This is a genomic window from Rosistilla carotiformis (assembly GCF_007753095.1).
Classification (GTDB): domain Bacteria; phylum Planctomycetota; class Planctomycetia; order Pirellulales; family Pirellulaceae; genus Rosistilla; species Rosistilla carotiformis.
In genome coordinates, this window is sequence record NZ_CP036348.1 from 610714 (window position 1) to 624465 (window position 13752).

Annotated in this window: 11 protein-coding genes; 7 read left to right on the forward strand and 4 right to left on the reverse strand. The window is 57.5% G+C overall.

Features of this window, described 5'->3' with window-relative positions; all coding sequences use genetic code 11:
- The first annotated feature begins 112 nt into the window (after positions 1-112).
- The 4 genes from Poly24_RS02250 (at position 113) to Poly24_RS02265 (ending at position 8319) form a co-directional block, all read left to right on the forward strand.
- Entirely contained in the window at positions 113-3229 is a 3117-nt protein-coding gene (locus Poly24_RS02250) for a DUF2309 domain-containing protein (RefSeq protein WP_145089858.1), read from the forward strand.
- A gap of 51 nt (positions 3230-3280) precedes the next feature.
- On the forward strand, positions 3281-4675 hold the full coding sequence (locus Poly24_RS02255; RefSeq protein WP_145089861.1) for a proton-conducting transporter transmembrane domain-containing protein: 1395 nt from the start codon (positions 3281-3283) through the stop codon (positions 4673-4675).
- Between the two features lie 72 nt (positions 4676-4747).
- Positions 4748-6205, forward strand: a complete 1458-nt coding sequence (locus Poly24_RS02260; RefSeq protein ID WP_145089864.1) for a proton-conducting transporter transmembrane domain-containing protein — start codon at positions 4748-4750, stop codon at positions 6203-6205.
- A gap of 77 nt (positions 6206-6282) precedes the next feature.
- The gene (locus Poly24_RS02265; protein ID WP_145089867.1) at positions 6283-8319 is read left to right on the forward strand and encodes a SulP family inorganic anion transporter; all 2037 of its coding nucleotides are present in this window, start codon (positions 6283-6285) and stop codon (positions 8317-8319) included.
- 60 nt (positions 8320-8379) lie between these two features.
- Here the strand turns inward: Poly24_RS02265 and Poly24_RS02270 are convergent, their stop codons facing one another.
- The 3 genes from Poly24_RS02270 to Poly24_RS02280 all read right to left on the reverse strand — a co-directional run bounded on the left by Poly24_RS02270 (position 8380) and on the right by Poly24_RS02280 (position 10013).
- A complete protein-coding gene (locus Poly24_RS02270) occupies positions 8380-8799 on the reverse strand; it encodes an RrF2 family transcriptional regulator (protein WP_145089870.1) in 420 nt (139 codons plus the stop codon).
- Between the two features lie 80 nt (positions 8800-8879).
- Positions 8880-9107: a DUF542 domain-containing protein gene (locus Poly24_RS02275; RefSeq protein ID WP_145089873.1), complete on the reverse strand. Its 228-nt coding sequence runs from the start codon at positions 9105-9107 to the stop codon at positions 8880-8882.
- A 216-nt stretch (positions 9108-9323) separates the two neighbouring features.
- Complete coding sequence (locus tag Poly24_RS02280) at positions 9324-10013, reverse strand: hypothetical protein (protein ID WP_145089875.1); 690 nt, start codon at positions 10011-10013, stop codon at positions 9324-9326.
- Between the two features lie 305 nt (positions 10014-10318).
- Between Poly24_RS02280 and Poly24_RS02285 the strand changes: the two genes are divergently transcribed.
- The gene (locus Poly24_RS02285) at positions 10319-11980 is read left to right on the forward strand and encodes a transglutaminase-like domain-containing protein (protein WP_145089878.1); all 1662 of its coding nucleotides are present in this window, start codon (positions 10319-10321) and stop codon (positions 11978-11980) included.
- A 19-nt stretch (positions 11981-11999) separates the two neighbouring features.
- Here Poly24_RS02285 and Poly24_RS02290 read toward each other — a convergent pair whose 3' ends face one another.
- A complete protein-coding gene (locus Poly24_RS02290) occupies positions 12000-12428 on the reverse strand; it encodes a bis(5'-nucleosyl)-tetraphosphatase (RefSeq protein WP_145089881.1) in 429 nt (142 codons plus the stop codon).
- 160 nt (positions 12429-12588) lie between these two features.
- On the opposite strand from Poly24_RS02290, the gene Poly24_RS02295 reads away from it, so the two are divergent.
- On the forward strand, positions 12589-13146 hold the full coding sequence (locus tag Poly24_RS02295) for a cob(I)yrinic acid a,c-diamide adenosyltransferase (RefSeq protein ID WP_145089884.1): 558 nt from the start codon (positions 12589-12591) through the stop codon (positions 13144-13146).
- Positions 13147-13342: 196 nt separating this feature from the next.
- Positions 13343-13681 carry a P-II family nitrogen regulator gene (locus Poly24_RS02300; protein ID WP_145089887.1) on the forward strand — a complete coding sequence of 113 codons (339 nt, stop codon included), beginning with the start codon at positions 13343-13345 and terminating at the stop codon, positions 13679-13681.
- Positions 13682-13752: the final 71 nt, after the last annotated feature.

Consider the following 13752-nt stretch of genomic DNA (forward strand, 5'->3'; position numbering starts at 1 on the left):
ATTGGCATACTCGTTGCTTTATCGCCAGCATGTATTCCGCACTACGTGCGTAGCGATTCCATCGCATGTTCTCCCGTCTTTCTTTCAAGCCTCGCGATTCAGGAAGACTCTGATGCACGATGCAACTTCGATCCTGTCGTCACAGGACGCTTCCAACGCCAAGGCTTCGGAGCGTTGCAGCCTCGACCGTTTGCGACATGCCATCGATCATGCGATCCATTACTTGCCAGCACAGGGACCGATCTCGATCTTCGTGCATCACAACACCCTGCACTCCTTGGAGCATCTGCCGTTTGAAGAGGCGGTGCTTGTCGGTGGCAAACGCTTTGGGTGTCAGCCCTATTTGACCGAAGACCGCTATCGCAGCGAATTGCAACGTGGCCGTATCTCGGTCGACGATCTCCGCCAGGTTTTGATGGATGATCTGGATGAGGCCGCCGACGAATTGGTCGCCAGCTTTGGGACGCGTTACACGTTGCAATTGGCGATGTTGCAGATGAAATTGCACTCCGCTCCCGACGCCGAATTGAAGTGGTTGTTGGCTGAGTCGGACTTGTTGAAGCGATTTCAAGCGGACATCTCGCAGCAACGCCGCGAGCAGATGATTGCCCACACACGCAGCTGGGTGATGCGGCATCGCGACATCACCAAACGGGAACTGCCGGTCGGTGAAACCGCGTCCCAACGGCCCTCGGTGGTCGAAACGGTGCTCGCCGAGTCTCGTTGCGACTCGATTCAAACGTGGTCCGATGCGGAGTGGGAAGCTTTCGTTTTGAGACTGTTGTGGCGAGTCTGCCGCGACGGTGTCGAAGCGGCGAATTTGCCTGGCCCCCGCCAAACCGATCCGGTCCGCTTGCGCGACTTGTTGTTGGAGGCATGCGGTGAGGATACCGATGTCACCGTTAACGAGGTGATGATTCGGTTTTGCGGTGCCTTTCTCGATCAGGGGTTTGCGGATTGGTCGCTTCCGGATCGCGAACAGGGATTTGCCATCGCGTTTGCGAAATTGTATCTGCAGCCAATGGCGGTGAAGCCCGCCTGGATGCAAGGGATTCGCGAGGCGCTGCAACCGATAGCGGCCGGTGAGTTGGATCCTTTGGCATCGATCGCCGATTCGCTGGCAGCGTTGGGGATCGCGGCGAACGACGTCGATGAAACGCTGTGCGGCACGTTGCTGGCGCTGCGGGGCTGGGCGGGGATGATCTGGCAGACCGAAACGAATACGCCCTGGTTGCCGCATCCGATTCCGTCGGGTTCGTTGAACGAATACCTGGCGATTCGTTTGATTCTTGAGCGCTGGGCAATTGCCGATCTTGGCCAGCGGCTATTGGGCACTCGCGACTTTCACCAAATTCGAAGCCTGGCTACTCGCAGGCTTCCGCGACGACGGGGCGCTTCGACGGACGAACGAACTTACACCGTCTTTCAGTTAGCGCAGTCGGGAGGCTGGACGCCCGAAAGTTTGGTCGCCATGACCAGTAAGCAATGGGCGTGTTTGGTCCGCGAGATCGAATTGTTCGATTCCACCGAACGTCGGCGGATTTTGCACGCCGCCTACGAGCGTCACTACCAAGTGGCCACGCTCGACGCGTTGGCGATCCATTCGCGGCGGCGTCGCGAACTTCCCCCCCCTGCCCCAAGCAAGCCGGCGTTTATCGCGATCTTCTGTATCGACGATCGGGAGGAATCGTTTCGGCGGCATTTGGAAGAGGTCGATCCGGAATGTGAGACGGCGTCGGCGGCTGGTTTCTACGCGGTGGCGATGTATTACCAGGGTGCCGATCATGCCCACTACCGACCGCTCTGCCCCGCGATCATTACACCCCAGCACTATGTGCGTGAAGAGCCTTTGTTTTCAGCCGTTGATGTCAGCGAACGACGTGCCCAGCGGCGGCGTCAGATCGGATGGTTCACGCACCAGGTGCATGCCCATTCGCGAACCTTGATCGGTGGTTGGGTGACAGGCATCTTCGGGGCTGTGGCGACCTTCCCGATGGTCGCTCGGATTCTCGCGCCACGCTTAACGTCGCGGATCCGGGAATCGGTCGGTACGTTGGTGCGTCCTCCCGCGACGGAGCTGCATATCGAACGCACGGCGGCGGAGCCTGGATCGGACCCGGAGTCGTTGGGGTATAGCGTGCCGGAAATGGCGGCGATCGTTGTTCGGATTCTTCAAGACATCGGCTGCGTCGATAACTTTCCAGCAATCCTGGTCTTTTTCGGTCACGGAAGCGGCAGTTTGAACAATCCGCATGAATCGGCTTACAACTGCGGGGCCTGTAGCGGTGGCCGCGGAGGCCCCAACGCGCGGGCCTTTGCCACGATGGCCAATGATCCTCGAGTGCGCAGGTTGGTGGCCGAGCGTGGCATCGAAATTCCCGAAGACGTCCGTTTCGTCGGTGCCTTTCACAACACCTGCAACGACGACGTCGACTACTACGATTTGGATCTATTGCCTCGCACCCATCGTCCCTTGTTTCGTCGCATCGAACAGAGTGTGAACGAGACGCGGGCGCGGAACGCCCATGAACGTTCGCGGCGATTTGAATCGGCCCCGTTGGATCTAACACCTGCGGCGGCGCTGGAGCATGTCGAGCAGCGGGCCGAAGATCTGTCGCAGGCACGCCCCGAATACAATCACGCGACAAACGCTTTGGTGACGGTGGGACGTCGCGAATGGACGCGTGGACTGTTCATGGATCGACGCGTGTTTTTGACGCAATACGATCCGTCGGTCGACGACGAAGACGTCAGCGTGTTGACGCGGATTCTACAGGCGGCGATTCCCGTTTGTGCTGGCATCAACCTGGAATATTACTTCTCGACGGTCGACGTGGAAGGTTACGGCTGCGGGTCGAAGCTGCCGCACAACGTCGCGTCGCTGCTGGGGGTGATGACGGGGGCGGCTAGCGATCTGCGACCGGGACTATCACAGCAGATGGTCGAGATTCACGAGCCGGTGCGGATCCTTTTCATCATCGAAACGACGCCCGAGAAAATGGACAAGATCATCGCAGAGAACCCTGGGATCGCGCGGTTGATTCAAGGGAACTGGGTGCAGTTGGCGCTGATCGATCCGGCGACATCGAATCTGTTGCGGTATGTCAAAGGAAAGTACCAGCCCTACACGCCCGAATCGACCGAGTTGCCGCAAGTCGATTCGTCGATCCAGTGGTATCGCGGACAACGCGGCCACTTGGGATTTGCATCCATTGGAAATCCGGTTTAGCCAACACGCCCCAACGATCCACTCCGCGGGTCATCGCATTTAGAAGCCATCATGAATTACCTCGATACGATCTTTCAGTTGCTGGGAACAGCGGTCGTTGCCAGCCCCGCGATCCTACTGGCGATCCTGGGGCTGTCGGCCTTGTTCAATTGGTCGCTCAGCGAATCCTCGATCTCGCGGCTGACCCAGGCCGCGGTGCTGTTCTCGTTGCTGCCAGCGATTGGCATTCTGGTCCTGATGCTGGCGACGGGGATTCGTTATGTCCCGATCGAGCTAGGGAACTGGGTCACGATCCCCGAACAGGATTTTCACTTTCACGTGAAGTTCGTTTTCGATCGGTTGAGCATTCCCTTCCTGATGTTGTCGTGCGTGTTGTGCGGTGTTGTCGGTGCGTTCACTCGCCGCTACCTGCATCGCGAGGAAGGTTATCGTCGCTTCTTCTTGTATTACGCCGTCTTCTTTTGCGGGATGGTGTTGTCATCGTTGGCCGGCACGATCGAAGCGTTGTTTGTTGGTTGGGAGTTGGTGGGGCTCTCGTCGGCGCTGTTGGTCGCGTACTTTCATGAACGGGTCAATCCGGTCCGCAACGGGCAACGCGTGTGGTCGATCTATCGCTTGTCCGACGCCGCATTTTTGATCGCCGCGATCACGATGCACCACTTGAGTGGCGAAGGAGATTTTGGTGGCTTGATGAGTTCGGGCGTGTGGCCTGAAGGAACCGCGGCGATCAGTTCCAGTCAGGCTTTGCTGGTCGGGTCGCTGTTGCTGATCGCGGCGGCGGGAAAATCGGCGTTGTTTCCGTTCAGCGGATGGTTGCCGCGGGCGATGGAGGGACCGACGCCGTCGAGTGCGATCTTCTACGGGGCGCTGTCGGTTCACTTGGGGGCCTTCTTGCTGTTGCGGTTGAGTCCGATCCTCGATGCTTCGTTGACATTGCAGTTGATGGTGATCGCGTTGGGGGGCGTTTCCGCTGCGTGTGGCGCAGTGATGTCGCGCGTTCAGAACGATATCAAGGTTTCACTGGCCTACGCTTCGCTGACGCAGGTCGGAATCATTGTGGTGGAAATTGGCTTAGGGCTCCGCTACTTGGCATTGATTCACATCATCGGTCACGCCTGTATGCGAACGATGCAGCTGTTGCGAGCGCCGACTCTGTTGCGCGATTACAACGAACTGGAAAACAAGATCGGCATGCGTTTGCCGCATCCGCCGTGGGCGGGAGCCAAGTCGTTGCCGGCGAGCGTGCAACGTTGGTGCTACCGGTTCGGGTTCGATCGCGGATTCATGGACCTCGCGTTGGATAAATGGATCGTGCGACCATTCCTGCAAACGTTCGGCTGGTTCGATCGGATGGAACGTCGGATCACCGACGCGATTTCGAATGAGCCATCGCGTGAATCCGATAGCGCCGACTTGCACCCCGAAGATTTGAAGAACGTCGCCTGACCGCCGTCGCGACTTGCTTGTGCCCTGCCCCTCGCTGTTTTCGAAACCCAATCAACCTATTGATTCGCACCAATGCCTGAACTTCATTTTCCTTGGATCGAAGTTTCCATTCTGGTTCCCTTGTTTGGAGCCTTGTGGATTCATCTGCTAGGCAATCGCGAGACGGTGTTGCAGCACGCAATCGCCATCTGCGGGGTGACGTTGGCGTTAACCGTTGGCGAACTTGTCGACTTTGTCTCGATCGGTTCGTTTGAAGCACACGACCATTGGTTGTTTCTCGATTGGTTGTTTCAACGCGATATCTTTGTCGTCGACGAATTGAGTGCGTTCCAGTTGCCGCTGGCAGCGTTGATCTTTTTAGTCACGGTGATGTCGACGCTGCGGACCAAGGCGCCGCGGTTTTCGTTGAAACTGACGCTGATTTCCGAGACGCTCGTGTTGGCGACCTTCAGCTGTCGGTCGTCGTGGACGTTGATTGGGCTGCTGATCGCCGGCACGATCCCGCCGTATTTGGAGCTGCGTCGACGCCAACGCTGTACGCGGATCTATGTGTTGCACATGGCTGTCTTCGCGATGCTTTTGGTGGTGGGCTTCGGCTGGTTGAATCGCGTCGAAGCGGGATCGTCGCAGGTCTTGATTGCCGGAGCGTTGCTAACTGCGGCGGCACTGCTGCGAAGTGGCATCTTCCCGTTGCACTTGTGGATGACCGATCTGTTTGAAAAGGCCACGTTCGGCACGGCGATCCTGTTCACGACGCCGCTGGTGGGGGCCTATGCCGTGATGCGGTTGGTGTTACCGATGGCTCCGTCGTGGGCGTTGCAAAGCATCGCCGTACTTTCCTTGGTGACGGCTGTGTATGGCGGCGCCATGGCGCTCATTCAACGCGAAGCAAGGCGGATGTTTTGTTTTTTGTTGTTGAGTCAATCGTCTTTGGTGCTGGTGGGCTTGGAACTGGTTACCCCGATCGGTCTGACCGGCGCGTTGTGTTTGTGGTTGTCGGTCGGGCTTTCGTTGACCGGATTTGGAATCACGCTTCGATGTATCGAAGCTCGCATCTCCCGCGTCTCGCTGGCCGATTTTCACGGCCTGTGCCGTCAAATGCCGATGTTGGCGGGCTTCTTTCTGCTGACGGGCTTGGCGTCGATCGGGTTTCCGGCCACGGTCGGCTTTGTCGGGATGGAGCTGTTGATCGAAGGGGCCGTCGAGGTCTATCCACTGGTGGGAACGATGGTGGTGATCGCCGCGGCGCTCAGCGGAATCACGGTCCTTTTTGCCTACTTTCGAATCTTCACCGGACACCACAACCGCACGCTGGTGCCGATGCACGCGCGACCTGCCGAACGCGTGGCGGTATTGATCGTGACGCTGTTGATCTTAGGAGGCGGCTTGGTGCCGCAGCCGGGGGTCGCGTCGCGGTATCACGCTGCCGAAGCGCTCACCCGGCAACGGCAAACCAATCCGATGACTGCAGCGCATGTGGCCGATGCCGAGCGGGAAATCGTTCCCCGCGGCGAAGTTTCCGTTCAATGAATCGAATCCAACGTGGTGGCTGTGATTCACCGCGACATCCAAATCAGGTTTAACCTCTCTCCAAGAAAGCAGTGACCATGACCGCGCCCGTCGCAACCAACAAAGAAATCCCGCGAGGAAATCTGCAGGGGTTCACCAAGTATTTCAAAAACGATTTGATCTCGGGGCTGTTGGTCTTTCTGATCGCATTGCCGTTGTGTTTGGGCATTTCGATCGCCAGCGGGTACCCGCCGATCGCCGGTATCTTCACCGCGATTATTGGTTCGGTGGTCGCTACGCTGATCAGCAATTCGGAACTGACCATCAAAGGGCCGGCGGCCGGTTTGATCGTCATTGCCGTCGGTTGTATCAATGCGTTTGGCGGCGATGGAACGGTTGGCGGGTGGACTGAAACCGACATGGACGCCTACCGCGCGGCGTTGGCCGTGGGCGTGGCTGCGGCCGTCTTGCAAGTCTTCTTTGGTATCTTCCGCGCGGGGATCTTGGGTGAGTTCTTTCCGATCTCGGCGGTTCATGGAATGTTGGCCGCGATTGGTGTGATCATCATCGCAAAACAGATTCCGGTAGCCCTGGGCGTGAGTGCTTCGGGGGGGCCGTTGGAATTGTTGCGCAAGATTCCTGAGTTCATTGCGGCGGCGAACCCGGCGATTGCTGCAATCGGTTTAACCAGCGTGCTGATCATGTTCATCTGGCCCGTGGTCGGTCGGAAGTTTCCGATGTTGAAGGTCTTGCCTTCGCCGTTGATCGTGTTGATCGTGGCGATTCCGATGGGCATGTCGTTCGATCTGATGCACGAGCATTCGTATACGTTGCAAAACCACGAATACCAGCTGGGAGAAAACTATCTGGTGGAGATGCCCCGCCACGTGTTTGGGATGTTCGATTCGTTGACGCTTCCCGATTTCTCGGCGTTGCAGCAACCGGTGGCTTGGAAGTGGGTGTTCATGTTCTTCATCATCGGGAGCCTGGAATCTCTGCTGAGTGCCAAGGCGGTCGATATCATCGATCCTTGGAGACGAAAGACCAATATGGATCGCGACATGGTTGCCGTGGGGGTCGGTAATCTGTGTTGCTCCATGGTCGGGGGGCTGCCGATGATTTCGGAGATCGTGCGTAGCAAAGCCAACATCGACAACGGGGCCCGCACGCGGTTCGCCGATTTCTGGCACGGGATGTTTCTGTTGGTTTGTGTGGCGTTCATTCCCATGGTCTTGCACCGGATCCCGATGGCGGCGTTGGCGGCGATGCTGATCTACACCGGTTTTCGTCTGGCCCATCCCACCGAATTCATGAACGTATGGAAGATCGGCCGCGAACAGTTGGTGATCTTTGTGGTGACACTGGTCGCGGTACTGGCGACCGATCTATTGATCGGGATCGCGATTGGGATTGCGACCAAGGTGGTGATCCACATGGCCAACGGCGTCTCCTTGCGTTCGTTGTTTAAACCCGAGATCGAAGTCTCCGAGGACGATGGTCAGACCGTACGATTGACCGCTTATAATTCGGCTGTCTTTAGCAACTGGATTCCGATCCGTCGTCAAATCGAACGTCTGGGTTTGCTGGAACGTAAGAACATCGAATTGGACCTTTCGGCGGTCCAGTTGGTCGACCATACGGTGATGGATAAGTTGCATGAGATGGAGAACGACTTCGAACAACAGGGGCTGATCTTCACCACCATCGGGCTCGAATCCCATCAGCCGTTCGCCGGACACGCGCAATCAGCTCGCCGCAAGGGGTTGTGTACGGTGCGGCGGCTGACCGTGATGACCGCTCCAGAGAACGAACAGGAGCTCGAAGCCGCCTTGATCCGATTGGGAGCCAGTGGCTTTACGTCGATTCCTTGTATGGGGGCTGGCCGGCACGAACTGATTGAGAACGCAGGGCAACCGAAGCCGCAGGTGCGAATCGAAGTGATCGCCCCCAAAGAGGCTTGTGATCTGATGATGGATTACTTGCGGCGCGAAGCGCAAACCGAGCATCGTGTGACCTTCGTGGTGGAAACGGTGCAGGTCGCACGGATCGATTCGTTTGATCAATCGGTGCCAACGATTCCTGGCAAGTGCGGGCCCAACGCTTCGCAAGCGGCGTTGGAATCGACCTCGCACTGATCGTGTGAAGACTTCGCCGCCAATGTCGGTTCGCCGACGGCGGCGCTTGTTGACGAGGGTTCAGTCGACGCGATCGAGTTGTCGGCGACTGGGGGCCACATCGGCGAGCGTGATGGTGTCCAGATAAGCCCGCTGCACACGTTCGGCTTCGGCCAAAACGCCCTTCAGTTTGCAGAACGCATCGATCGCACAGCTGCGATCCTCGCCGACACACGATAACAGATGCAGATCGCCTTCGATCTTCTCAATCACTTCCCCCAAACGAATCTCGCTGGGATGTTGTGCCAGTTCGATCCCGCCGCCGATTCCGCGCGTGCTGCGGATGTAGCCCCCGCGAGCCAGCAAGTTAACGACTTTGGCGACGTGATTGATCGAGATTCCATACAGTGTGGCCACGTCGGCGACGTTCGCGCGTGTGCTGCGCGTTGCCAAGTACATGAGCGTCCGCAAAGCGTAATCGGTTTGCGTGGTGAGCTTCATGGCGATACCGAATCGGCGCGGAAAAGACTTCTGATGGTGGCCCGTGGTGCAGCTAAGCGTATTGCCGACATGGAGATTCGTCAATTCCGTCCGTCGAACGGGTTCGCCGCATCCACGTCCCGTTCCTTCCCAATCGCGTCGGCGAGGGATTGCAAGACCGTGGCGGGATGAAGGCCTTGGTGTTGGCAGACGTATTGCAAAGATTTGCCGGCGCAGCTGGTGTCCAGGCCAAGATCGCTGAAGACGCGTGTCGTCTCAGGGTGCTCGATAATCCACTCGGGAATGCTGGACTGAAGATCGCAGTTCATGCCCTGATTCTAGCGGAGAAGACTTGGTGCGATAACCGTCGGCATCCGCGAGGCGAATGCCAATCGAGACTTCTACCGAACGCGTGGTTCGCGTTGCGTGGAGGTCGGTGCCTACGCAGCGGGAAACGCTCGCTCGGCGGTTGGCTGGTCGGGACGCGATCCCGATTTTCGTTGTGGAAGCGACCGCAAGCGAACTTGTGATCGACAACGCGGCAGCTACCACGTGTCGTCCATGCCCAGTCGCGTCTTGAGGACTTCGAACTGCTGCTGGAACTTTTCGTTGCTGCTGTGAACGTGTTCCGCTTCGGTGACAAAACGGATGTCGTTGTCGGGGTAGACGTCGTGCGCGATCAACGACTGTTCGAAGTCTTTCAACGGATCGCCGTAGCAGATCAACAGCTTGTGTTCGTCGAACTGGACTTCCTGTTTGCGTCGCGGGTTAACGATCGCGATCCCGGTGCAACCATCGTTCAGCAACAGTTCCTCGAAGTCCCAAAGGGTGCTTTTAAGAACGGGCATGTCGATGTGTTCGCGATACAGGTCGTTGTGTCCATTGCCGGCCTGATGGCTGGTTTCTAAGACGACATCGACAACTGGACCCAGCGTTTCGATGAGGTCCATGAACAGATGCATCAGGTTGTTGCGAGATGCCGACGCCATCAGCACGGGCACCTTGGTGGAGGATGCGTCGTCGACGTATTGATCGCGGCGGAAGCCCTGCCGGGGAACCACTTGCAAGTCGTACGAAGGCCGAATCGCGTCGGTCAATTCGAACGCTCCGTAGGTAGCAATGCCCAGGTGAGTGCGCAGTTCTTCCTCGGAAAGTTGTTGGAAGCTGGCAGGCGATGCCTCTTTCGTGGTTGTGTCGGGACCGCCAGTGCGAAGGATGCGCTTCAGAAAGCCCATAGTATCTCTCATCGTTTACGTACCCGAACGACAACGTCCGCGTACGGCATGGGTGGATCAGTTTGGTTGATACCCAACGTTAGGTCACCTATCCGACAGCGGTTGTTGATCTCAAATGCTTCTTCTGTCGTATTTTTTTGCGAAACCCCAAAATTCGCCCGATCCTTAAATCGTGTAGATTGATTAATGTTGGTAACATCGCGCCAATCCACCGGCCGACGCCGCAGATTCGGCACAACCGTTACCTCGTGGCGGATTTGGAGACCTGGTTCCGACACTCGACCCCCCTTTGGCTGACACGACCTATGCCCGACGCATCGAAACCTTTTTTTTCCCAATTGCGGACGTTGCCTAGTTGGTCGTGGTGTCTGTTGTTCGTTGTGGGTGTGATCGCGGCTGTCGGATGCGATCGAGTGCCTCAGCGACCGATGCTTGGTGCCGATGCCGAAGGCGAAACACGCGACTTTGCCGAAGAGGGCAAAGTCGAAGCGACTCCGCAGCCGATCGCGCCGAAAGAGGCCCAGCAACAACAGGTCGAAGCCCCCGCGGAGATTGTCGACCGCGAACTCGAGTGGTGGGACGCCTATTTGGTTGGCCGCGAACCGATTGGATTCAGTGTTTCCAAAGTCGAACCGGTTGGCGGGGGGGAGGCGTATGTGCGATTCAGCATGGAGGAACAATTAAAGATTCGCCGCGGCAAGCAGGTGGTCCAACAGTGGCTGAAGCAAACGAGTCTCGAAAGCGTCAGCGGGGCGTTTCAGGAATTCGAGAGCGAGCTGAGTCGGGGGGGAGACATCGTGCTCAGCCGAGGCGCGGTGGGCTACAACCAATTGAACATCACGGTGCGTCGTGGCGACCAAAAGGAAACGCATTCGATCCCCTGGGATGCGAAAAGTCGTGGTCCTTTCGCACTCCAGCAATCGTTGCGCGGCAAACCGATGCAGCCGGGAGAAACGCGTTTGCTGCGTGCTTTAATGCCGATCCAGAATGTGTTGGGGACGATTCACTTAAAAGCGATCGACCGGATCAATGTCGCGATGCTGGAGGGCGATACGAAGCAATTGTTGGAGATCGAATCGACGGTGAAAGTGGGCGATCAGGTGATGTTGAGCCAGTTGCTGTGGGCAAACGAGTTGGGCGAAGTGCTGAAGACCTATACTCCCGCACTCGATTTTTCCACCTTTCGCACCAATCGCGAAACGGCGACTCGGGTGGGGACGCCCAAGCATGATCTATTGACTGCGACCGCGATCCGTGTGCGGACCGACGACGATTGGTCTTCGATTCGTAAACGATCACCGATTGCCTATCGCATTCAGCATCAAACCGAAGACCCCGTTCCATTGTTCGAAAGCTCGCCAAGCCAGTCGGTGACTGCGATCGACGGCCGCACTGTTTTAGCGGTCTGCGATGGGAGTGGCGCGTTGTCGGCTGACAGCAAGCCGGTTGGCGAACAGGATGAAATCGCGAATGCATTGATCCAAAGCGATCATCCGACGATTTTGCAAATGCTCAAAAGCTTGTTGGTAACGGAATCGACAAGTCTCGAACAAAAGGCGGAAACGCTGCGGTTGGGAGTCCACCGGCACGTTCGTAAAAAGAACTTCTCTCGCGGTTTCCTGTCGGCAGCGCAAGTCGCCACCGAAGCGGAAGGCGATTGTACCGAGCATGCGATTCTGTTGGCAGCGCTCTGCCGGGCGGCTGGTATTCCGTCGCGCGTGGCGGCGGGGTTGTTGATGCTGCCGCCCGCCGATGGGGAAACGCAACCGTTGATGGCCTATCACATGTGGACGTTGATCTGGACGGGGGATCGCTGGCAGGTGTTGGATGCGACGTTGGCCGAGCCGCCCCGCTTTGCCGATCGGATCATGGTCGTCTCTTCCGATTTGGCTTCGGGCAATGAATACCGTTGTCTGCTGCCGGTCTTACAGGTGATGGGGCAGATCGACGTCGCGATCAAAGACTGATCGCCCGTCTCGGTTGTGCTTATCGCTGTGTGGCGTTGTGTTGATCGAAAAAGGCTTCCGCATAAGCCAGCAGCGGGTCGATCGTTTGCGGTTGGATTTGGTGCGGGGGCGCCCAATCGAACCATTCGAAGCCAGGATGTTCGGTCGGCACGATTTCGACATCGGATGTCAATTGAGCCAGGAAGATCGAGACCCGTTTGTCGCGAGGCTTGCCCGATTTTCGGCCTTTGACGCGGTACTGGATCTGAAATAAGAAGTCCTTGTCGTGAACGAAGTCATTCGCGCCGATGCCGGTTTCTTCCCACAGTTCGCGGCGGGCGGTCTGCAGGATCGATTCGCCGTCGTCGACGTGCCCTTTGGGCAAGTCCCAGCGGTCGGCATGTCGCATCAGCAGGAACTGACGTCGCGGATGGTCGCGAAAGACGAGGTAACCAGCGGCTTGGATCATGGGATTCAGGAGGCTTCGTGGGCCTTGCCTTGCGTGATAGAGTGAAGGGTTTGGTGGGGAGACACGATTTCCCGCCGTGATCTACTCAACAGCGCGGCCCGTTGGCGGTGGTTCCCCAAAGCCAGTCGACAAACGGATGCTATACAAAGAATAAGACAAAATGAAGATCTATACGCGCACGGGCGATTCGGGAACGACCGGATTGTTCGCCGGACCCCGCGTCGGCAAAGACGACCTCCGGATCGACACCTTTGGAACGGTCGACGAATTGAATTCGATCTTGGGGGTGGCCCGGGCACATCCCTTGGATTCTGACATCGCGGCACAATTGGAACGGGTGCAAGCCGATCTGTTTACCGTGGGCGCGCGGCTGGCGACAACGCAACCCGAGCGACTGAAGATTCGGTTGGTCGGATCGGACGACGTCGCCCGGTTGGAGCAGTGGATCGATGGGCACGAGGAAGCGTTGCCGCCGTTGGAGCACTTCATCTTGCCTGGCGGAAGCGTGGCGGCCGCCAGCGTGCATCAGGCCCGAACCGTGGGCCGACGCGCCGAACGGCTTGCCGTGAGGTTGGTGAACGCCTATCCGGACGAAGGGTATCAGGCGGTGGTCATCTATCTGAATCGCTTGAGCGATTACCTGTTTGTGCTTGCGCGAGCGATCAATCATCGTGGCGGGATCGCCGATACGATTTGGGTTGGCGAAACGATTGCGTAGCGGTAGCAAAGGTCGACCCGCTGCTGGGAATGCGATTGCATTGTTAGTGCATGAAAAATACCCTGATTTACGGGGGGCGTCGCGGTATCGCCAAGGTTGGCCACGCGATGTTACAATTTGTCGAGTGCGGCGGACCCGAACGGAAGTTTGACGCCCAGAGAATCGTTGGCTTGCTGTCTCCGAAAGGAACTTTACTGTGAAGAAAATTGAAGCTATTGTCCGCCACTTCAAGCTGGAAGATGTGAAAAACGCATTGACGGAGCAGGGGATTCACGGCATGACTGCCAGTGAAGTCCGCGGTTTCGGGCGGCAGAAAGGGCATACGGAGATTTACCGTGGCACCGAATATGCCGTCGACTTTGTCCCCAAAGTAAAGATCGAAGTCGTCTGCAGCGATGAAAATTTGCAGACCGTCGTCGATACCATTTTGGAAACGGCACAGACCGGCCAGATTGGCGATGGCAAGATTTTTGTCACCAATCTGGAAGATTCGATTCGCATTCGCACCGGCGAACGGGGCGAAGACGCGCTGTAAAAGTTGGGATCGCGGAAGACGATCTTTATCGTGTGATGGCGGGTCGCACACTACCTGCTCCTTTTCGGAGG

Excerpts from the sequence above, each read along its gene's own strand:
- Poly24_RS02250 (WP_145089858.1), top strand. The coding sequence starts at position 113 with ATGCACGATGCAACTTCGATCCTGTCGTCACAGGACGCTTCCAACGCC.
- Poly24_RS02255 (WP_145089861.1), top strand. The coding sequence starts at position 3,281 with ATGAATTACCTCGATACGATCTTTCAGTTGCTGGGAACAGCGGTCGTT.
- Poly24_RS02260 (WP_145089864.1), top strand. The coding sequence starts at position 4,748 with ATGCCTGAACTTCATTTTCCTTGGATCGAAGTTTCCATTCTGGTTCCC.
- Poly24_RS02265 (WP_145089867.1), top strand. The coding sequence starts at position 6,283 with ATGACCGCGCCCGTCGCAACCAACAAAGAAATCCCGCGAGGAAATCTG.
- Poly24_RS02270 (WP_145089870.1), bottom strand. The coding sequence starts at position 8,799 with ATGAAGCTCACCACGCAAACCGATTACGCTTTGCGGACGCTCATGTAC.
- Poly24_RS02275 (WP_145089873.1), bottom strand. The coding sequence starts at position 9,107 with ATGAACTGCGATCTTCAGTCCAGCATTCCCGAGTGGATTATCGAGCAC.
- Poly24_RS02280 (WP_145089875.1), bottom strand. The coding sequence starts at position 10,013 with ATGGGCTTTCTGAAGCGCATCCTTCGCACTGGCGGTCCCGACACAACC.
- Poly24_RS02285 (WP_145089878.1), top strand. The coding sequence starts at position 10,319 with ATGCCCGACGCATCGAAACCTTTTTTTTCCCAATTGCGGACGTTGCCT.
- Poly24_RS02290 (WP_145089881.1), bottom strand. The coding sequence starts at position 12,428 with ATGATCCAAGCCGCTGGTTACCTCGTCTTTCGCGACCATCCGCGACGT.
- Poly24_RS02295 (WP_145089884.1), top strand. The coding sequence starts at position 12,589 with ATGAAGATCTATACGCGCACGGGCGATTCGGGAACGACCGGATTGTTC.